The sequence below is a fragment of the Arenibacter catalasegens genome (assembly GCF_002909235.1).
Classification (GTDB): Bacteria; Bacteroidota; Bacteroidia; order Flavobacteriales; family Flavobacteriaceae; genus Arenibacter; species Arenibacter catalasegens.
Map to the genome: position 1 here is coordinate 1 of NZ_PHQQ01000031.1, position 21,075 is coordinate 21,075.

At 39.6% G+C, this 21,075-nt stretch carries 13 protein-coding genes and 1 tRNA gene; 8 read left to right on the top strand and 6 right to left on the bottom strand.

Annotated features, from left to right (window positions below):
* Positions 1-437 precede the first annotated feature (437 nt).
* The 3 genes from CWD90_RS19810 to CWD90_RS19820 all read left to right on the top strand — a co-directional run bounded on the left by CWD90_RS19810 (position 438) and on the right by CWD90_RS19820 (position 4,275).
* The gene (locus CWD90_RS19810; protein ID WP_103477800.1) at positions 438-1,712 is read left to right on the top strand and encodes a mechanosensitive ion channel family protein; all 1,275 of its coding nucleotides are present in this window, start codon (positions 438-440) and stop codon (positions 1,710-1,712) included.
* Positions 1,713-1,783: 71 nt separating this feature from the next.
* Positions 1,784-2,389 carry a glutathione-regulated potassium-efflux system oxidoreductase KefF gene (gene kefF / locus CWD90_RS19815; protein WP_103477801.1) on the top strand — a complete coding sequence of 202 codons (606 nt, stop codon included), beginning with the start codon at positions 1,784-1,786 and terminating at the stop codon, positions 2,387-2,389.
* Positions 2,386-4,275: a monovalent cation:proton antiporter-2 (CPA2) family protein gene (locus tag CWD90_RS19820; RefSeq protein WP_103477802.1), complete on the top strand. Its 1,890-nt coding sequence runs from the start codon at positions 2,386-2,388 to the stop codon at positions 4,273-4,275. Before kefF ends, CWD90_RS19820 begins: the two co-directional genes overlap by 4 nt.
* A 189-nt stretch (positions 4,276-4,464) precedes the next feature.
* Here the strand turns inward: CWD90_RS19820 and CWD90_RS19825 are convergent, their stop codons facing one another.
* Positions 4,465-4,845, bottom strand: coding sequence for a DUF983 domain-containing protein (locus CWD90_RS19825; protein WP_103477803.1), 381 nt, complete (start codon positions 4,843-4,845; stop codon positions 4,465-4,467).
* Positions 4,846-4,947: 102 nt separating this feature from the next.
* Between CWD90_RS19825 and CWD90_RS19830 the strand changes: the two genes are divergently transcribed.
* The 4 genes from CWD90_RS19830 to CWD90_RS19845 all read left to right on the top strand — a co-directional run bounded on the left by CWD90_RS19830 (position 4,948) and on the right by CWD90_RS19845 (position 9,102).
* A complete protein-coding gene (locus CWD90_RS19830) occupies positions 4,948-5,823 on the top strand; it encodes an AraC family transcriptional regulator (RefSeq protein WP_103477804.1) in 876 nt (291 codons plus the stop codon).
* 478 nt (positions 5,824-6,301) lie between these two features.
* Positions 6,302-7,402, top strand: coding sequence for a Re/Si-specific NAD(P)(+) transhydrogenase subunit alpha (locus tag CWD90_RS19835; protein ID WP_103477805.1), 1,101 nt, complete (start codon positions 6,302-6,304; stop codon positions 7,400-7,402).
* A 9-nt stretch (positions 7,403-7,411) separates the two neighbouring features.
* Positions 7,412-7,723, top strand: coding sequence for an NAD(P) transhydrogenase subunit alpha (locus tag CWD90_RS19840; protein WP_239986573.1), 312 nt, complete (start codon positions 7,412-7,414; stop codon positions 7,721-7,723).
* Complete coding sequence (locus tag CWD90_RS19845) at positions 7,723-9,102, top strand: NAD(P)(+) transhydrogenase (Re/Si-specific) subunit beta (protein ID WP_103477807.1); 1,380 nt, start codon at positions 7,723-7,725, stop codon at positions 9,100-9,102. The genes CWD90_RS19840 and CWD90_RS19845 overlap by 1 nt, the downstream gene beginning before the upstream one ends.
* Before the next feature lie 245 nt (positions 9,103-9,347).
* Here the strand turns inward: CWD90_RS19845 and CWD90_RS19850 are convergent, their stop codons facing one another.
* The 5 genes from CWD90_RS19850 to CWD90_RS19875 form a co-directional block, all read right to left on the bottom strand.
* Positions 9,348-9,806, bottom strand: a complete 459-nt coding sequence (locus CWD90_RS19850; RefSeq protein WP_192878047.1) for an Lrp/AsnC family transcriptional regulator — start codon at positions 9,804-9,806, stop codon at positions 9,348-9,350.
* A 575-nt stretch (positions 9,807-10,381) separates the two neighbouring features.
* Positions 10,382-10,459: transfer RNA gene (locus CWD90_RS19860), tRNA-Pro, on the bottom strand.
* Positions 10,450-10,689, bottom strand: coding sequence for a GIY-YIG nuclease family protein (locus tag CWD90_RS19865; protein WP_103477809.1), 240 nt, complete (start codon positions 10,687-10,689; stop codon positions 10,450-10,452). The genes CWD90_RS19860 and CWD90_RS19865 overlap by 10 nt, the downstream gene beginning before the upstream one ends.
* Before the next feature lie 79 nt (positions 10,690-10,768).
* The gene (locus CWD90_RS19870; RefSeq protein ID WP_103477810.1) at positions 10,769-11,008 is read right to left on the bottom strand and encodes a GIY-YIG nuclease family protein; all 240 of its coding nucleotides are present in this window, start codon (positions 11,006-11,008) and stop codon (positions 10,769-10,771) included.
* A gap of 400 nt (positions 11,009-11,408) precedes the next feature.
* The gene (locus CWD90_RS19875) at positions 11,409-19,805 is read right to left on the bottom strand and encodes a T9SS type B sorting domain-containing protein (RefSeq protein WP_103477811.1); all 8,397 of its coding nucleotides are present in this window, start codon (positions 19,803-19,805) and stop codon (positions 11,409-11,411) included.
* Positions 19,806-19,940: 135 nt separating this feature from the next.
* Here CWD90_RS19875 and CWD90_RS19880 point away from each other — a divergent pair, with 135 nt between their 5' ends.
* The gene (locus CWD90_RS19880) at positions 19,941-21,062 is read left to right on the top strand and encodes a PQQ-dependent sugar dehydrogenase (protein WP_103477812.1); all 1,122 of its coding nucleotides are present in this window, start codon (positions 19,941-19,943) and stop codon (positions 21,060-21,062) included.
* The last annotated feature ends 13 nt before the right edge of the window (positions 21,063-21,075 follow it).

Sequence of the window (21,075 nt, forward strand, 5' to 3'; positions counted from 1 at the left end):
TAACTGGAAGCTGAGGAACAGTTTTTCGGTATAGTTCTTTCTGCCTTGCATACCTTTAATTTACGCATTTCCACACATTTATAAAAGCAAAAATTGATGTTTATTGGAGTTCTGCAACGGCCACGTTGGTTTTTATAAACTCTCATTTCCTTAATCAATATATGCTTTTTTTAACAATTTTCAATATTTATTTTGCCTAGTACAACTTCAATTACCTACTACAACTTCAATTATAAGATGTCCGAGCAATGAAATGAAAAAGTTGGGTATTGATGCTATACTTTTATTACATAAGCCATTGTTACCCAATTTTATAAGTGACAGAAGTCATCCAAGAATGTGAATTTAGACAATGACTGTTACACTTTTTGGTTATCTACTGTTACAACTGAACCTCAATTCTTACTTTTGCCATATACTAAAATAGAATTGAGTTCATGAACAATAGTTTAATGCGAATATTGTACGAATACCTATTACAATCCGGGATGGATGCCAAAACGGCCTCTTATTTTAATGCCCTAATACTTTTCATTGGAATAATTTTGGTTGCAGTTTTGTTGGATTATATCATCTGGAAAGTACTGCGGGTTACTTCGGTAAGGTTTGCTAGACGGTCTTCCACCAATTTTGATAATTTCTTAGTCGTTAATAAAGTCCCACGATACGTAGCACATATAATTCCCTTGTTATTGCTATACGAACTACTTCCCCTTGCCTTTCTAGATTTTGAACATACAGAAGGCCTTGTATTAAAGGCAATTGAAATCCTTGCGGTAATATTAGTGCTATCTTTTATAAGAGGTCTTCTACTCAGCATAAAGGATTATCTAAAAACCCTGCCCCATATGAAGGACAAACCCCTGGATAGCTACATTCAGGTATTTATGATTTTCGCATGGATCGGAGGGCTTCTTACTCTTTTTGCAGTAATTACCGATACCACCATATGGAAGTTCTTTACTGCCCTAGGCGCCGCTTCCGCCGTAATCCTATTGATATTCAAAGATACCATCATGGGCCTCGTAGCCAGCATCCAGGTAAGTATAAATGACATAGTCCGTATAGGGGATTGGATAACTTTTGAAAAATTTGGGGCCGATGGTAATGTTACCGAAATTTCCCTTGCTACGGTGAAGGTCCAAAATTTTGATATGACCATAACCTCTATCCCCACTTATTCACTGATTTCAGACTCGTTCAAAAACTGGAGAGGTATGGAGGCATCCGGCGGTCGACGGATCAAACGTGCGCTACTTATAAAACAGAAAAGTATAAAATTCCTGACCACAGAAAATATTGAAGCCTTAAAAGGAATACAGCTAATTTCCAAATACCTGGAGACAAGAAATACCAATATAGATACCTATAACAAGGAACATGATATTGACAAACAAATAGCCATAAATGGAAGAAACCTCACGAATTTAGGTGTTTTTAGAAAATATGTGGAAACTTACCTAAAGAACCATTCTGCCATTAACCAGGCAATGACATTAATGACCAGGCAATTACCACCTACTGGCCAGGGTATACCAATGGAAATCTATGCCTTTAGTAGTGACAAGCGCTGGGAAAACTATGAATATATCATGGCCGATATCTTTGACCATTTGTTGGCTGCCCTTCCTTATTTTGAATTAGAAGTCTTTGAACTACCAACATCTATGGACGTCAATGTAGAAAAGATGAATTCAGAAAAAGAAGGTTAAATTTTATCAGATTAATTTTCCCCTAATAATTAGGATCAATTTTCATAAAATTTGTCCGTTAAATTAAAAATATGAAACGAATATTGGTTTTGTTTGCCCATCCAAAATTTGAACAATCCAGGGCGAATAAAGCGCTTGTCGAAAGTATTCAAAATAAAGAGGGTGTTACTTTTCATGATCTGTATGAACACTATCCGGATTTCAACATTGATGTAATTTCAGAAAAAAAATTGTTGGAAGAACATGATGTAATTGTTTGGCATCATCCTTTTTATTGGTACAGTTGTCCTCCCTTAATGAAACAATGGATGGATGTTGTTTTGGAGTTTGGCTGGGCATATGGTCCCCAAGTAAGTGCTTTAAAAACAAAAAAGTGTTTAAATGTAATCACCACTGGTGGAACCAGGGAAGTGTATTGCCCAACGGGATCCAACAACTACTCGGTAAATGAATTTTTACGTCCCTTTGAACAAACCGCCAGACTTTGTGGCATGGAATATCTCCCTCCATTCACCGTAATGGGAACCCATAACATAACCGATCAAGAGTTGGTAAAACATACCCTACAGTACAAACAATTAATACGCTGTTTAATGGAAGACCAGACCATGGGAACTGTAAGTGACTGCGAATTCTTGAATGATACCCCCCAACTAAATAAAGTTGAAACAAAATGAGTGGCAGCTTCCTTTTCACAGCAATTGTATTTCTTGCAGGGGCCATAATTTGTGTACCCATTGCAAAGAAGTTTGGTTTGAGTTCCGTTCTCGGTTATTTGTTGGCTGGAGTACTAATTGGTCCTTATATCTTAGGTTTTGTTGGAGATGAAGGTCAGGACATTCTTCATTTTGCCGAATTCGGTGTTGTAATGATGCTCTTTCTAATTGGGCTTGAAATAGAACCAAAGAACTTTTGGAAAATGAGAAAAGCCATAGTAGGAATGGGAGGAGCCCAAGTACTAGGCACAATGATCGTTTCCTACTTACTGTTTATTTCTATTGGATTTGATTGGAAAGTCTCCTTGATTATAGCTATGGCCGTATCACTTTCTTCCACCGCCATTACACTACAGACTATAAAGGAAAATGGCTTGATGAATACCACCTATGGAGCCTCTTCGTTTTCCATTCTTCTTTTTCAGGACATTATAGTGATACTTATGTTGGCTGTAATTCCACTACTGACAGATACCGAAAAAACTGCAGTAGCCGCAGATCAGGGAGATCATCTTTATTTACTTGAAAATCTACCTCTTGGATTCCAAGCCTTGGCTATTTTCCTATCGGTTGTTTTAGTGATTCTTGCAGGACGTTATATTTTTGTACCCATGTTGCGCCTTGTGGCAAAAACTAGGGTAAGGGAATTATTGTCGGCCTCCGCTTTGCTCATCGTTATTGCCCTGGCCTATCTAATGGAATTAGTGGGACTAAGTCCAGCTTTAGGAGCTTTCCTAGGGGGAGTAGTATTGGCTACCAGTGAATTTAAACATGAATTGGAAAGTAATTTAGAACCTTTCAAAGGCCTACTGCTAGGCTTGTTTTTTATGGCCGTAGGTGCCTCTATTAATTTTATTGTCCTCAGAGAAAACCCCTTAATGATAAGTGGTTTGGTAATTGCCATAATCGTATTAAAGGCAGTAATCCTATTTTTGGTGGCTGTAATTTTTAAACTAAAAGTAGACCAAAGACTTCTCCTAACTATAGGTCTGGCCCAAATTGGGGAATTTGCCTTTGTTCTTCTCTCCTTTGCCTTTCAATTAAACATTTTGGACCGGGTAGAACTGGATATGATGTTAGTGGTAACGGCACTCACTATGTCACTTACTCCTATACTTGGGATGCTTAATGAGCGACTCATCTTACCTCGACTTGGTACGAAAAAATCTGAAACTAGATCCGTAGATCATATAGCTAAGACCCATAAGGTTATTTTAGTTGGATTTGGCCATTTCGGAAGTACAGTAGGCAGATTCCTTAGGTCATACGGAATTGAGGCCACCATATTGGATAACGATTCCAACCGAGTAGACCTTTTAAGGAAAATGGGATTCGAAGTATATTATGGGGATGCCACTCGGATGGACCTATTGGAATCGGCAGGTCTAGCTGAAGCCAAAATCTTAATATCGGCCATTGATAATCCCGATACCGTAATCCAATTAACAAAGATGGTTAAGGAAAAATATCCGAAGGTGAAACTGATGGTCCGAGCCAAGAATAGATACGATGCCTATGAATTGTTAAACTTAGGAATTGACGATGTATATAGAGAATCATTGGAAACCTCTGTTAAAATGGCTGGTGATGCACTCCATTTTTTAGGTTTTAGAAAGTATACCATTCATAGGCAGGCCCAAAAATTTATCCAATATGACGAGCAAGGTTTGAGAAGATTAGCTGATAAACCTAAAACCAAAGATGAGTATATTTTTAGGGTTACCGAGGAAATAAAGCAACAAGAAAAACAGTTGGAAGAAGATTTGAAAAGGGGTATTATTGAATATGATAATCATTGGGATAGCGAACAAATGAGAGCCGCCCATAAATTGCCCAAGAACCAATAAAATAAGTTTCAATCAATAGGGGGAAACGTACCTAATTTCAATTACTATTCTTGGACGCATTGAAAACATCTACCATGCAAATGATATAGAAGGAGGTATTTAATTGGAAATACTGACCACTTCGCCTAAAATATGATCAACTAACTAGGTACAGGGAATATTGCTTTTAACTTTTAAAAGATATTGAGTTTAGATTTTTCTAGAAACGGGTATTTTGTTTTGCCCAGAATTGGCGAAAATATATATCCATATTATTCTTGACATCCTAAAATTTAACGTGCTCATCAAAATTGCCAATATTACAACTCCAATAAATGTTACGGTTAGCGACATACCCAATAAAAAATAGGAAACAATAGAAAAGGCAATAAACTCAGCAGCAGTTAGAGCATAGCTTACGAACATGGCACCAAAGAAAAAACCAGGTTCCCTTTCAAACTTAAAGTTGCAGTTATTACACCTTTCGTGAATCTTCGGAATTTGCAAAAGCAATAGATTCCCCTTCGAACCAAAAATTTTAGTCTTCTCGCAATTTGGGCACTCGCCCTTCAAAATAGGTAATAATCGCATATATCTTAGATAATTGGATATAACAAATATAAACCATCACAGTAAAATATCACTTGTAATGAAATCGCCATTTTTTGTACTTTTAGGACATATTACTATTCTATGAAAGTCATACCTATTTTAAATATTCAACAATTTGAGCAGGATATACCCCCATCAAATTTTTACAGCAATGGGATAAAAGACCACCTGGAAAAAAATAAAGATCACTTTCACAAACCACATAAGCACAATTTTTTTCTATGTATACTATTTTCCAAGGGCACTGGCATACACGAGATTGATTTTGACCGTTATACCATTTCTCCTGGGAGTGTATTTTTCTTACGCCCTGGACAGACCCATTATTGGAAGTTTGAAAGCGCCCCGAAAGGCTATATCTTTTTTCATACCCAGGATTTTTATGAGCTTCATTTTTCAAAAAGCAAATTGGAACAATTTCCATTCTATTATACCCATAAAAATACACCCCTCTTACAATTGCCCTCCAAGGAGGTTAATTTTCTAGAATTGCGGTTTAAAGAACTTAATGATGAGTATTATATGGAAAGGCCATATAAATATCAAAAAATAGCCAGTCTTATAAATGCAACCTATATAGATTTGGCAAGGCAATACAGTTTGGAAGGCCACTCAAAAGATACAACTTCTTCTATGTATTTGGAGACATTGCGACTTTTAGAGAAAAACATAGAAAAGAATTTCAGAACTAAAAAGTCTGCCCAGTTTTACGCTGATAAATTAAATATTACATCGAAACATTTAAATAGGATCGTTAAAACGACATTGGGAAAAACAACGACAGATTTGATTACAGAACGAGTTATATTGGAATCCAAACGCTTAATAGTACATTCGGCTAATTCTTTATCCGCAATTTCGGAGATTCTGGGATATCAGGATTATGCTTATTTCTCCAAAATGTTTAAAATAAAAACAAAGACAACTCCATTGGAGTTTAAAAAAGGCTATAAATAATTTTATGGATTTATCATAAAATTATTCCGATCCATAACTGTTACCCTATACAACAACTTTCCTAATGGAACCCATGAATAAAAAACATTTTAAGGCTTAAGGTTCCTTGTTTTTCTCCAAAACAAAAGATTAATAGGCTACTTCGCGCAAGACCTGCCCATGGAAAGGCTAACAACATTTCATTGCCTAAAAGATAAGTGGCAGACAGTACAGGATGCCAAAAATCTAATTCATACTTAATATTGAAGTGTTGAATGGCGACAAGGGATATAAATCAAAAACTTTAAACTTAAAATCATATTAAAAAAGAGAATACTCTAGATTTACCCCAAGTTGCAAAATATTAAACAATTAACATTAAAATTGTAATCTTTCTTATAAAAGATCTAAAATATTTTGTTGATTCGCTAGTTTTAACGCTTTTCGATAATTTAAACCAAAAAGTTAATTTACTTACATAACCAAACCATTGACCAATATGAAAATAGGCATATTAAAAGAAACCTTGGATGGTGAAAGACGGGTTGCCATTACACCGATCATTGCAAAAAAATTAATTGCCTCTGGATTTGAACTACTTGTTGAGGAAGGTGCTGGTGAGTACTCTTCTTTCAAGGATTCGGATTATAAAAATGTTGCGGTGGCTGTTGAAAAAAGAGCGGTCATTTTCCATGAAGCCGAGGTACTCCTAAAAATCAATCCCTTTGACGAAGAAGATTTAAAACTAGTGGACGAAGGGCAGATTTTGATCAGTAAATTGTACCACAAGTCGAACCCAGAACTAATTCAGGCCATTGCCAATAAAGGCGTTACCGCTTTTTCCATGGATGCCATCCCAAGGATATCAAGGGCCCAGGATATGGATGTATTGAGTTCACAGAACAATCTGGCGGGTTATAAAGCTGTTATTTTAGGAGCCTTTGAAATGACCAAAATCTTTCCTTTAATGATGACATCGGCCGGGACCATTGCCCCAGCAAGGGTATTGATATATGGTATTGGTGTTGCCGGCTTACAGGCCATAGCCACTGCCAAAAGATTGGGAGCTATAGTAGAGGCTACGGATATAAGGTCGGAAACCAAGGAACAAGCAGAATCCTTGGGGGCAAAATTTATCTCAGTAGACAATGAAGGCGAGGAATCGGAAGGTGGTTACGCTAAGGAAGCCTCGGCAGATTATGCGAAAAGACAAAAAGAAGCTGTAAATAAATCATTGTTTCAAGCTGACCTGGTTATTACTACGGCCAATATTCCTGGTAGAAAAGCACCAATCTTAATTACGGAAGAACAGGTATTGCACATGAAAAATGGAGCAGTAATCATAGATTTAGCAGCTGCCCAAGGCGGAAACTGTGAAGTAAGCCAGATAAATAAAACCATTGTTAAAAATGGTGTAAAGGTTATCGGTACAAGCATTGATCCAAGGAGCGTTTCCACAAACGCCAGTGATCTTTATGCCAAAAATATTTACAATTATATAATGCATCTAACCCTAGAGACCAATTTTAAATGGGATCTGGAAGAAGAAATTACGGATGAAACCTTGATCGTCCAAAATGGAACTATTAGAAAAAACTAAAAAAAATAAATGATGAATGAAATTTTGGAATTTATTGAGAACAACCTACAGATTACATATATCCTTATCCTTGCCATATTCGTTGGGATAGAGGTTATAAAGAGCATTCCTGCGGTTTTGCACACTCCTTTGATGTCTGGTGCCAATGCCTTGAGTGGCGTTGTAATTGTTGGCGCTATTTTGGTGATGTTGCACGCGGATCCTTCCGACTATTTGGCCTTGACATTAGGTTTTATTGCGGTAGTCTTAGGGGTCTTAAATGTAGTTGGTGGCTTTGCTGTTACCGATAGAATGTTACAAATGTTTAAAAGAAAAAAATAATGGGGATTTTATTGAATATTATATACCTGATCGCTACCATAACTTTTATTGTTGGCCTAAAAATGTTGGGTCACCCCGAAACGGCGAAAAAAGGAAACTTAACTGCCGCCGTCGGAATGGGATTGGCCATTGTGGGAACCGTTTTTGTTCATGAACAGCAGGTTCCACCATTAATTTATATCCTTATTGGGGCGGCAATTATTATTGGTTCCATAATTGGCTGGTTGATAGCTATTAAGGTAGAAATGACAAAAATGCCAGAATTGGTCTCTTTGTTCAATGGCTTTGGAGGGGCTAGCGCAGCCCTGATCGGGTTGGTAGAATACAGTAAAAATGTTAATAACGCTACCCAGTCCACAACCATAGTTTCCGGGATTATAATAGGGGCCATTACTTTTTCCGGTAGTTTAATTGCCTGGGGCAAACTAAACGGTACTCTAAAAAGTGTGGTAAGGATACCCTATTACAACATTATAAACAACATTACCATTATCGGAATTGTCATTTTTGCGGCATTTATGGTTTTTAATAGCGTAGATAGTCAGTTATTATTGTACACATTATTGGCCACAGGCCTAATCTATGGAATTCTATTTGTGCTTCCCATTGGGGGTGCAGATATGCCAGTGGTAATCTCACTGCTGAATTCTTTAACAGGTATTGCCGCTGCCATTACAGGGATTTTATATAACAATATGGTAATGCTCGTTGGTGGAATCCTGGTAGGTTCCGCAGGAATTATTCTAACAGTTGCCATGTGTAAGGCCATGAATAGAACCTTAGGGTCCGTTATTTTTGGAGCTTTTGGGGGAGCTGCAGCAATCGCTGGAGAAAATAAGACCCTAGGATCAATAAAGAGCACCAACCCCAGCGATGCGGCTATAATGATGAACTACTCCAACAATGTGGTCATAGTTCCAGGCTACGGCTTGGCAGTTGCACAAGCACAACATGTAATTCACGAGTTGGAAGAGCTATTGACAAAAAAAGGGGTAAATGTAAAGTATGCGATACATCCTGTAGCTGGACGTATGCCGGGACATATGAATGTGCTATTGGCCGAATCCAACGTGGAATACAATATGCTGGTTGAAATGGAAGATATTAATCCCCAGTTTAGCAATACCGATATAGTACTGGTTGTTGGAGCTAATGATGTTGTAAACCCCGCAGCACATAACAATCCAGCGAGTCCTATTTACGGTATGCCAATTTTGGATGTTGAAAATGCCAAACATATCATCGTAAACAAACGTAGTATGAATGCAGGTTATGCCGGGATAGAGAATGAATTGTTCTACAATTCCAAAACCTCCATGCTTTTCGGTGATGCCAAGGCCGCCTTGACGGATTTGGTGGCGGAATTGAAAAATATGTAGAAACCTTTATGGTAATTTGGGTTCATTAATTGGGGAGGGGTTCTTGGAGGTGTTTCTCCCCTGGATAACTATTAATTAATAATAACACTGATATCAATATTTTTCGGTGGCTGCACTAGTTCATCGTGGATGATATTCCTTGAAATCACCTTATTCTCTGATCTGCTATCCTATTCCAAATGTATGGACCAATAGTTCACCTATCTTTAGCACTTATGGCCAATTAAAAGCTGGAGAATTATAAATTACTCAAAAGAAATATGTCGGCTCATATTCTCCTCTACGGACATAAAAGATTCTACACCCTTTATCCCGTCTATGAGTAAAATAGTATCTTGGTAAATATCTCTGTAGTGCATACTATCCTTAGCATGCATTTTCAGAAATATATCATACTTGCCCGTACTGTGGTGAATTTTAACTACCTCTGGCACCTTTCGTAAAGCCTCGATAACTTGTTTGTACATAAAACTTTCCCGTAGATAAAGGCCTAGAAAAATAGTCATTTTCCACCCTATTTTACTGTAGTCTAGTTTAAGGGTTGCCCCTTTTATCAACCCTAGATTTATCATTTTTTTTGTTCTCGCATGGACGGTACCTGGTGAAATACCTGCCTTCTTAGCTACCTCGGTATAAGGCATCTGTGCATTGTCTGCCAGTAAACTTAAAATTTTGAAATCCATTTCATCTACTCTGTCTTTCATATTGCTCAATTTTAGCTTATCGACCATTATTAAACCGTTCTCACTATAATATCAATTTAAAAATGATGGATTTTATTCTGATAAATATTGATTTTAGTAAATATAATTCATCATTTAATGAAAAACACCAATAATATGACAATAAATAGAGGTGAAAATAATTTTATGTTATTTTTCAGATATAGGATTTTTCATATTGCTAAAAATTATTTTGTCGATTATTAATTAGTCTAAATTTAGAGCTCAGTTTAGAGGTGTGAAAAATGTAGAATTCTTCCTTTATAGATTGACGACAATTTTGGCATAAACACTACAATTGGTCATGATCTTTTTTTGTTTTCCGCTGCTTGAGTACCTAGCGGTAATGCGTTATACAATAAAATTGGAAAGCCGAACAGGATTACCACACTCCGTTCGGTGAACCTGTCCCGATAGCTATCGGGAGGGGCCGGGGCTCAAGGAAATCCGACACAGGCTAACGCCTGTCGCCTTTTTCGTTTTCCGCTGCTTGAGTACCTAGCGGTACTACGCAGTGGAAAACAAAAAATCCGATCACAAATGTGATCGGATTTTCTTGGTCGGGGTGGCAGGATTCGAACCTGCGACCTCCGCGTCCCAAACGCGGCGCGATAACCGGGCTACGCTACACCCCGAAATGGTCATCTATAAAACGTTTTGCTCCTCTTTTCTTTATACGTCGCTCCAAAATCAAGGCTTCCGAGCGAGATAATACTTCCAGTTGCAAAACTAATTTCCAAGGGACCCCACTCTTGGTGGAAGGAACAATCCCGAGGTTATGTCTTTTCAATCTTTTTATGATATCCGTAGTCTGACCTACGTAATATCTTGAACGTTTCTCGCTATATAAAATATAAACGAACATATACTATCTTTCTTAGGGTGGTCACGCCCAAAGCGTGACGACCTCCGCGTCCCAAACGCGGCGCGATAACCGGGCTACGCTACACCCCGAAATGGTCATCTATAAAACGTTTTGCTCCTCTTTTCTTTATCCTGTGTTCTAAAACAATTGCTTCCGAACGCGACAAGACTTCAATTTGCAAAACTAACTCCCAAGGCGCTCCACCCTTTGTAGAAGGAACAACACCAAGGTTATGTCTTATCAATCTTTTTCTAATATCAGCAGTTTGACCTACGTAATATCTTGAACGTTTTTCGCTATATAAAATATAAACGAACATATACTATCTTTCTTAGGGTGGTCACGCCCAAAGCGTGACGACCTCCGCATCCCAAACGCGGCGCAATAATAACGCCTTGCGTTACAAACCGGGTGAGACCTGCCACGCCTCAGGCGTGGTACATCCCCGAAATGGTCATCTATACAGTTTCAATGAAAAAATATAGCTGTTTTTTCGGACTGCAAATATAGTACAATCCTTCTAAATAAAAAGTTATATGTCATAAAAAAGAGCACTAAAGATTTTAGTGCCCTTTTCATGGAAATATACAGGTAAAAAGTAACCTGTCCAAGGATCAGCGTATTGAAACATAAATCCCGACAAAAAGGCCTAGTTCCCTCGATCACCGTACTCCTATTAGCTTATAGATTTTAATATTCTGGTCTAAAGAATAATTCCGCTATCTATAGAGGGTGAAATGCCCAAAGAATTGTTGTTTATCCTCATCATTGGCATTCACTTCATACCAATAATCCCCTGAGGGTACTGCCTTGCCATCATAATTACCGTCCCATCCGGATACCTGGTTTAAGATAGCCACAACCCTACCGTAACGGTCGTAAATCTTAACTTCTATATTTGGAAAATAATCCCTATTTCCAGGATACCATTCGTCATTCATATTATCCCCATTAGGGGTGAAGAAATTGGGGACTTCCAACATTCCAGTAAATTTAAATGGTATAGTAATGGTAGCTTCACACCCCATTATATCTTCCACTCTTACCGTTACATTGGCATCTTGGTTGGATAAAAATACATTTACCACCCCAAAAGAATCTCCTTGGAAGAAATATTCATAACCTCCAAATCCACCTGTAGCCATTGCAGTTACTTCATTGGGACCTGTTTTTATCGCTGTCAGGGTCAAGGGTTCAAAGGCATCCACTGTAAAATCAACAGATGTGGCACATCCATTTTCATGATAGATATAAACAGTATGGTTACCGGCGCTTAAATCACCAAAAACAGTTTGGGTATTTGCCATGGTCATATCATCTACGTCCAGTGAAAACAGCAGCCTCGGCATTAAACTAGCATCCGCCATACGAATTGTAACCGTGCTATTGGGGAATATTCCCTCACAACCATATTCTACGATCGGCTCTGAGTTTAAATCGACACCAATAAGGATAGGAACTACCGCATTTGCCTCACAACCCATAGAATCCCTAATGAACACCACATAGGTCTCACCACCCATTAGGTTATCGAAAAACAATGAATCGTTTCTAACAAAAACTTCATCCCCAACAGAGTTTGGTCCAATAATTTTGGTCTCATAATATTCCACTCCACTTAAGGTATCCGTAAAAGGCGTTCCTCCCATCATGGTTAGCTGTGCCGAACCATCTGAAGCCATAATACAGGTTTCCGGGGTGGTATCCACATTGGCCACTACCAATTCTTCCGGTTCCAATATGGTCACTTCCTGTAAAATATTACAGCCCAATTCGTCCTGTACTATAATTTCATATGTTCCAGGGGGCAAATCCGTAAAGGTGAAAAAATTAGGATTCGATGGATCTTCCCCTTCAAAAAACTCACTTAAGGTATCGGAAATAGAAAAACGAATTTTTCCGGTACCACCGCTGGCTTCAATAATGACCTGACCATTGGTATCTCCATTACAACTTACTGGGACCGCTTCTAAACGATCCAATATTAATGGATCTTTTGGCGTAATTAAAATTTCACCGGAAATTGCAGTACATCCTTGACTAGTGGCATATACATAATATGTCCCAGGAGGTAAATCCCTAAAAATACCCGAATTTTGTGGCCCGCTAACAATATCAGCAGCAAGGGGGACTCTTGGCACTCCCGGTACCCCAGTATCCAAAATATTATTTACCAAGGTGTAAATATAATTCCCGACCCCACCAAATGCCTCGGATCGGACAATACCCGTAGGTTGACCCGCACATTTAATATTGGCATCTACCAAATCCAAGGCTATGACCAGCGGCAAGGCTGGATCCAGGTTAATTTCATTGGACTTCTGCTCAGGACAGCCGTTCCCATTCTGTACATCAAACTGATAAGGTCCTGGGTTTACATTTACATCAGGTATTATTATTTCTGCGGTAATTATACCAATACCCCCAAAAGAAACAAAGGGATCTGCGGTGCCAGACCTACGATAAAAATACTCCATTCCCGGTACTGGGTTAACAATAGTAAGTTCCATTCGGCCCTCATCCCCGCAACCAGGAGCCAAAGTTTCCAGCAAATCGGCATCCACAGGAAGTGGGTCTTGGATAAAAATGGGAAGCGTGGTAAAGCTACATCCCCAACCATCATAAACCACTATAGTATAATTTCCTGTGGGTAAGTTTGGAAAAACGGCTGATTCTTGCAAACCACTTGTATTTACAATATTCCCCAAAGTATCCAACCTATTTAACTGAAACAGATATTCTTCGCCATCACCGTTGATGTCCTCCCCTCCTGTTACATTATAGGCTTCAATAATTCCGTCGTTCGAGCCAGGACATAATAATGGCTGCACTATTCTAATATCTGACGCAATGGGCACAGGTGGATTAATGGTGAAATCTTCCATTACCACACACCCGCCAGAGTCACTTATACTCACTTGATAAGTACCACTTATTAAATCACTAAACACATTATTGGTAGAAAAAGGTGCTATCATAAGATAGACTCCCGGCGCAGTTTCCAACTCCAGTTGATATTCATAGCCTCCCCAGCCACCATCACCGGAAACAGTAATCTCACCCCTACCAGGAATAAAACAAGTTACATCCGCTGTTTGTGCTGGTGTGGGATCCAAGGGTCTATCCGGACCATGTACCGTAGTTGTATTACTAACGGTATCACAAAATGGACTATCCACTGCTTCTACACGTACTAACAAATTGCCCGCTGGCACACCTGTTATTATTTCTGGGCTACTAATAGGATTGGCTGTATCAAAACTTCCGGTTACTCCAGTACTCGTCTCAACACCTGCTGCATCGCGGGTAAATACTTCATAATTATAAATACCCGTATAATTGTTGACCTCTATACTTATCTCTCCATCAGTTCCATTAAAACAGGTTACCGGTTTCACCTCATTAATAATGGCCTCGATAAGATTGTAATCGGGAACATTATATGTGGGGGTAACAAATAAACAACCCCCATTGGCAATATCCCGAACCGCAAAAATATAATCCCCGGGAGTATCCAAATCCCACACAAGCCTATCGGATCCACTTGTAAGACGTTCGGGCTGTGAGCCTAAAGGCAATATTTCCACACCGTAATTTCCCGGTCCTTCATTAATAATTATTTCTACCGTACTGGCCATAACACCTGATCCAGATGCATCGCAAGTAATAGAGGTAAGTTCATTAAAACTGAAGGTTAATCCCGATGGAGGCGTTAAGTTGACCGTATCCGAAACTTCGCAACCATTATTATCCCGTATAGTGACTATTATAGTTTGGGGACTACCATTATCAATAATCTCAAAGGTATTGCTGCTCTGGAAATTGGTCCCATCAAACACTGCCGTTCCATCATTAATACTGTAAGTGTAGGGCCCTGTTCCTGTCAAAGTACCGGAACCATCACCGTTGGTATCGGCGTATGCCGTAATAGTAGATGTATTAAACGTATTGCTGGCGGGGTTACATGTAAAGGCAGGGGCATTAGCCGCGCCAATTAGTGCTGTAGGTTCTACAATTGTTGCAGATACACGAGTTGACATACACCCTCTACTAGACACCACCTCAACGGAATAGATATCGGCAGTTAAGTTTTCGAAAATAGCGTCTGCCTGACTTATCACCAAAGTATTGGAACTGTCATACAAATTATATACGAAAGGCCCGTCAGTGGCCGAAGCATCGATCAAATCCACCGTAATACTGCCATCGGCACTTCCAAAGCAAGTAATATCTTCCGGTAATGCCGTATCTATTATAGGCTCATCTACTGAAATAATTTCAACCACAGCACTATCCGTACAAAGCGTAGGGGTGTTGGAACTTCTATCTGTAACAGTTATGGTATAATTTCCTGGAGGTAAAGTCGTAAATAAAGGATCATCAGACTGACTGACTACAAAACCAGCGCCATCATCCAGCACATAATCAAAATCCCCACTACCACCTGAAGTTACTACCGTAATACTTCCATCTGCATTATTACAGGAAGGTTCCGCGGAGGCAGATGCCGTAATGGAAAAGAAATCGAATACTTCAAAAATATTGGTTGCTGTACATCCATTACCATCCCGAACTGTCATGGTATAAGTTCCGGGATTGGGAACAATAAAATTAGGGCTATCTTGAAATCCAGAGCCTATATCGTACTGAAAGGTAGTCTCAGGGGCTGGGCCACTATTTAATGGAGAGGTTACCGCTACATTATAGGAAGTCACTACAAAACATTGATTAGTTACATCTATAGTAAGTGCTGGCACTCCAGGATCCATAGAAATGGTTACCGTACTTACAGATTCACAACCACTGGCATCCTGTACATAAACATCGTAAACACCAGGTGCCAAATCATAGTTGGTAGTAGTCGAATATGCCCCCACCGCTGTTGTTGTAGGCACTACGGAAAACTGGTAAGGTCCTGTTCCCCCTACACCCCGCACGATCAGATGTCCGTTTGGGTCGTTGCAATTGGCATTGGTATTACTATCAATGCTAACGGTCGGGATATCTTGGATTATGGATACCAATGCCTCACCAACACAACCACTGGTAAGATCTTCAGCGAAAATTTGATAATTCCCAGGGTTAAGTCCCGTAAGATCTGGGTATGGACCCGCCGCTGGAATTATCATAGCCCCATATCCTACTATCAAACTACCAGTATCCGTATCATACACATTAATTTCAACATTGGCCCCAGAGGTACCAGTAACGTTGTAGGAAATGGTCCCATTGCCCGCAATATCACAAGAAGCAGAGGTCGAAGTGGCATTGACCGTCAGTGAAGGTCCTGGAATAGGGTCTATCTGCTCAACATACCTACATCCCAAAGCATCTATAACCTCAACAAAATAAGTAGCACCGTATTGGATCTGTCCCGTAAAATCATAGCTATATGGTGCTACGGTAACCGGATTAAGCGTCTCACCAAGTAAGCCAATCTGGTAACCAGGTGTCCCTCCAACGATATTTACAATATATGTAAATGTAGTTGTACAATCTTGTGGATCTGTTGTTGAAACAGGAACCAAATCGATTGTGTTTTGACCTATAGTTACCGCATCACGATCCTCACATCCGGAGGCATCCCTTGTTATAACCGTATAAGTTCCCTGTGGTAGATTCAAAAAGCTTTCCGACGTACTAGCTGTTGGTCCAATAGTATTAACTATTCCTCCTGCTGCGTTCAAAAGAGTATAAGTATAATCAGGGTTTCCATTGGTTATAGCTGTAACGTCTATAGATCCATTAGCTATGCCTGCTGAGCATACTGCATCATTGGCAACTACTGTAGCATCAACTCCTGCTACTGGTGGTCCTACTGTAAAATCAACATCTATAAAACACCCTCTACTATCCCTTACATAATAGGTATAATTTCCTGGTGAAAGATTACCATATACGGCCTGATTTGTATAAGTAAAGCCACCATCTGCACTATATGCATATGGTGCTACCCCCACAGTGGTATCGGGTAATAATTCCACTACCCCCGTATTAGGATCCCCACATCGTGGATCCGTAACATCTGCCGTAGCTACCAATACATCAGTCGCACTAATAGTAACCACATTGGTTTCTACCACACAACCTGAACCATCCGTAATCCGGAACTGATAGGTTCCCTGGCTAGGCGTGGTATACACAAAACTACTCCCTGCAATAGGCGTAGTGGGTCCGTATCCCCCACCATTAAAATCAACTTCATAGGTGCCATAAGGAAGGTTCCCATTACCTATATTAACTCGGATATCGGCATCTCCTGCACCTGGTACCAAACTACAGGTAAGTTCTTTTTGAATACTTACTGTCGTAGTCGTCTGGGCTCTTATGTTCCTAACAACATCATCTATACAGTTATTTCCATCTCTAACCTGAATGGTATGGTTGCCCGGAGTAAGACCTCCAAAGCTTGCACTGGCACCTCCGGCAACCCAAGCTCCATTATCAATTCGATATTCATAATTACCATCTCCCCCACTGGCATTGACAACCATGGTCGTTGCATCGGCACTATCAAAACAGAAATCGGAAGCTCCAGTATCCAACACCAAAGTAGGTGCTGTAAGAATAGTAAAAGTATAACTGGCGGATGCAGTACAACCCCCACCATCTTCTACCAGAATAGTATAGGCCCCTGAATCATCCGTTAAGCCTGTGAAATTTGGATTACTCTTTGGTCCTACAGTACTTCCATTAGGCCTAGTAAGTGTATATTTATAGCTGCCCCATCCACCAGAAGCATTCCCGTTTACTGCTCCCCTATTGTTATTCTGGCAACTCATATCGGTCCAGATAGGTGCCATAGTCAGTGCAGTTACTGGCTCAGAAATGGTCAAGGTAGCTGTATCAACACAGTTGGTATCTTCATCGGTTACCGTTATAGTATAGGAACCTGCAGATAATCCTCCTACTGCAACAATATTGGAAGTTTGACCAGTAACCTCTGGATTTGCATCTATTTGATATTTATAAGTACCACTAAATCCGTCTACAATAAAACGACCGGCACCATCACTATCTCCAAAACAAGTTACGTTAGTGAGCAACTGACTGGCAACTCCAATAGAACTAATATCGGTAATGGCAAAACTTTCATTATAGCTACAGCCCGCAGAATCGGTTACCCTAAAAGTATAACTACCCAATCCCAGTCCAGGAAAAACCCCGGTAGCGTTACTGGCAGTTATTGGGGCTATTATTTCATAAGTACTTATTGTCGCTCCCCCAGTTACTGCCAAGGAAACAGATGCCGTGCCCGTTGCACAATCAATACTGGATACGGTAAAATCGATATCGGTAGGTTTATTCAATGGACTAAACACAATGTTCGGTAAAGTGGTAACACAGCCATTGGCATCCCGTATTTGAGGGGAATAGGTTCCTGCGGAAATCCCATTAAACACTGTATTGTTAAGAATGAACCCCGAACCAATACTATATTCGTATGGTCCTACACCGCCACTAATTCCCGAAAAGGTAATTTGCCCCCCACTTTCATTGATACAACTTGGGGTTTGAGTGGCGTTGGCATTACCCAAAATGGTAGATGGAGTGCCTATGGATCTACTTACCGCAGGAGTGGTACAGGAAAAAGTATCCTGTTGATACCTAAGTACTACATTATAATTACCAGGTGCTAAATTGGAAAAGACATTACTGTTCTGAAAAGAACCACCATTGTTAATACTATACACCAAGTTGTAACCATTACTATTGGTAACATTAACGGTAATGCTTCCGTTATTGGATCCCCCACAATTTGCATCAACAGTGGTGATATTATATACTGGAGGGGGAATATTTTCAACATCTACAGATGCATTTTTGGTACATCCATTGGCATCCCTTACTATAATATTATAAGTTCCAGGACTGCTCACGGTATGCGTAGTAGCACTAGCAAAACTACTTCCGAAAGCTCCTCCATTTACATTATATTGATATGGTCCCGTACCGCCGCTAGCATCTATGGTAATATTTACAGCTGTGGCACCGCAACCAAAACTATCGGTCGCAAATGCGGTGGCATCTACAGGAACCAATCCGGCACCAATAGTAATAGGATTTCCGCTGATTGTACTTATAGTTTGGGTACAACTACTTCCTGCCTGAACCGATACTGAATAGGTACCAGCTCCAAGATTATTAAATGTGTGAGTATTTGACCCGTTAGGACCATAGGTGTTCATGGTGACACCATTTCTAATTAACCTATAACTATAAAATCCAGGTACTCCAGAAATATTAATGCTTATACTACCCTTGTCCCCACTACAGGTGATGTCTACCTTGGAAACAACCACGGTCATATCTACTTCACTAATAGTTACTGTTTGTGAAGGAAATACACAAGCACTTGGAGAAGCGTTCTTTAACCTAGTATATACTTGATAATTACCAGCAGTCAATATATCGAAATACGGATTGTCCTGATAAGGACCTGCTGGAGAATTAAGACTGTATTCATATCCTGCAGGAACATTGGTTACCTCTACCCTTCCTGGATTACCACAAATAATATTCTGGGTACTAAGCTGCGGATTCAATGGATTGGAAGAAACCCTAAAATAATAAAAGGCCCCGGACCCTACCCTAACGCGATATTCCCCCGAAACGGAAGAGTCACTGGCGTCAAGAAAATAAGTTGCACTCGTAACAGCCGGTCCATAACAACTATTGTCTTTCACAGGACAGGTGTCGGTTCCTACAAACGAACAGCTTGAGGACAGCTTTTGCCAGGTAATAGTACCACTTCCACTTACAGAAAGAGTTCTATCATCACCTGTTCCGCAAAGGAAAAATTTTGCTAGGGTACTACCGTCATTGGTACATGTTACCTCTTCGTTTGCCCCATTGATGATTGTAGCAAACATCATTGGACTTGAAATAGCATCAATATTAACCGCTTCTACCACATTGGCTTGAGCGTTGTCTAGTAGGTTATTATCTTTTGCTTGCCGAACGAGCATTTCCGTCGAGTTTATATTTTCGACCGCAGAAGTAACATCCGCAATAAGCTCATAAACTATCGAATTTGCCTTCGATACACTAAACACAATGCTTAGGGCTATCAAAAGTAGGGCATAGTAAACATGCCTTGGTTTTTTTGGGAGCATAGGTTAAGTAGGTTTTACAAAATATATTCCGACTTGGGGAAATCAAAGTATATTTTTATTGTAATAGTTTAAACTTATATTTTATAATTATCTTTAGCGTCCTTAGCTTTATTATTAATTATTTAACGTTGAATTATGAAAAATAGTATCTCAATTATATTCATCTGTTTATTGTCGTTAAATTTTTCTTGCGCACAACAAACTGAAAATGAAGTAAATACATCAGATAACCCACCCTTTACTGCTGAACTAATAATCGATGAACTGCAGGTTCCGTGGGGATTTACCTTCCTTCCTGATGGCAGTATGCTAATTACCGAAAAGGCAGGCCAATTGATCCATTTTAAGGATGGCAAAAAAAATGTGGTGAGCAATTCACCTACAGTGTATAACAGAGGTCAAGGAGGTTTGTTGGATATTGTTTTACATCCCGATTATGCCAATAATGGATGGATATATATATCACACGCTTCCGAAGAAGGTGAAGATAAAGGTGGAAATACAGCCATTATAAGAGCAAAATTAAATAACAACAGCCTTACCGACACCCAATTACTATACAAAGCCACTCCAAATACTACAGGTGGAAACCACTTTGGATCCCGGATTGCCTTTGATAATGAAGGATATTTATACTTTTCGATTGGGGAACGTGGGGAAAGGGACGTTAATCCACAAGATATTACCAAGGATGGAGGAAAGATTTACCGCTTAAACGCAGACGGCACTATACCTGCAGACAACCCTTTTGTAAACACCGAAGGAGCAAAAAAGGCTATATTTAGTTATGGACATAGAAATCCGCAAGGCCTGGCCAAAAACCCAATTACCGGGGAGATTTGGGATAACGAACATGGCCCACAGGGTGGAGATGAAGTAAACATAATTGCAAAAGGAAAAAATTACGGATGGCCGGTTATCACGTATGGAATAAATTATAGTGGCACCCCTATCACGGACAAAACAGAAATGGAAGGGATGGAACAACCATTATATTATTGGGTTCCTTCTATTGCTCCCAGTGGAATGGCTTTCGTTACTTCTGACAAATACCCGGATTGGAAAGGCAATTTATTGGTCGGCTCTTTAAAATTTCAATATTTGGAGCGCTTAGAACTTAAGGGAAATAAAGTTATTTACAGAGAAAAATTAATGCCAGACCTGGGACGGGTGCGCGATGTGCGCCAAGGTCCGGATGGCTATATTTATGTTGCCGTTGAAGGCAAGGGAATCTACAAATTAGTGCCAAAAAAATAACCGTCATTTTCTT

What these genes read in the sequence shown, in the direction of transcription:
- CWD90_RS19810 (WP_103477800.1), top strand. Translation starts at nt 438, where the DNA reads ATGAACAATAGTTTAATGCGAATATTGTACGAATACCTATTACAATCC.
- kefF (WP_103477801.1), top strand. Translation starts at nt 1,784, where the DNA reads ATGAAACGAATATTGGTTTTGTTTGCCCATCCAAAATTTGAACAATCC.
- CWD90_RS19820 (WP_103477802.1), top strand. Translation starts at nt 2,386, where the DNA reads ATGAGTGGCAGCTTCCTTTTCACAGCAATTGTATTTCTTGCAGGGGCC.
- CWD90_RS19825 (WP_103477803.1), bottom strand. Translation starts at nt 4,845, where the DNA reads ATGCGATTATTACCTATTTTGAAGGGCGAGTGCCCAAATTGCGAGAAG.
- CWD90_RS19830 (WP_103477804.1), top strand. Translation starts at nt 4,948, where the DNA reads ATGAAAGTCATACCTATTTTAAATATTCAACAATTTGAGCAGGATATA.
- CWD90_RS19835 (WP_103477805.1), top strand. Translation starts at nt 6,302, where the DNA reads ATGAAAATAGGCATATTAAAAGAAACCTTGGATGGTGAAAGACGGGTT.
- CWD90_RS19840 (WP_239986573.1), top strand. Translation starts at nt 7,412, where the DNA reads ATGATGAATGAAATTTTGGAATTTATTGAGAACAACCTACAGATTACA.
- CWD90_RS19845 (WP_103477807.1), top strand. Translation starts at nt 7,723, where the DNA reads ATGGGGATTTTATTGAATATTATATACCTGATCGCTACCATAACTTTT.
- CWD90_RS19850 (WP_192878047.1), bottom strand. Translation starts at nt 9,806, where the DNA reads ATGAAAGACAGAGTAGATGAAATGGATTTCAAAATTTTAAGTTTACTG.
- CWD90_RS19865 (WP_103477809.1), bottom strand. Translation starts at nt 10,689, where the DNA reads ATGTTCGTTTATATTTTATATAGCGAGAAACGTTCAAGATATTACGTA.
- CWD90_RS19870 (WP_103477810.1), bottom strand. Translation starts at nt 11,008, where the DNA reads ATGTTCGTTTATATTTTATATAGCGAAAAACGTTCAAGATATTACGTA.
- CWD90_RS19875 (WP_103477811.1), bottom strand. Translation starts at nt 19,805, where the DNA reads ATGCTCCCAAAAAAACCAAGGCATGTTTACTATGCCCTACTTTTGATA.
- CWD90_RS19880 (WP_103477812.1), top strand. Translation starts at nt 19,941, where the DNA reads ATGAAAAATAGTATCTCAATTATATTCATCTGTTTATTGTCGTTAAAT.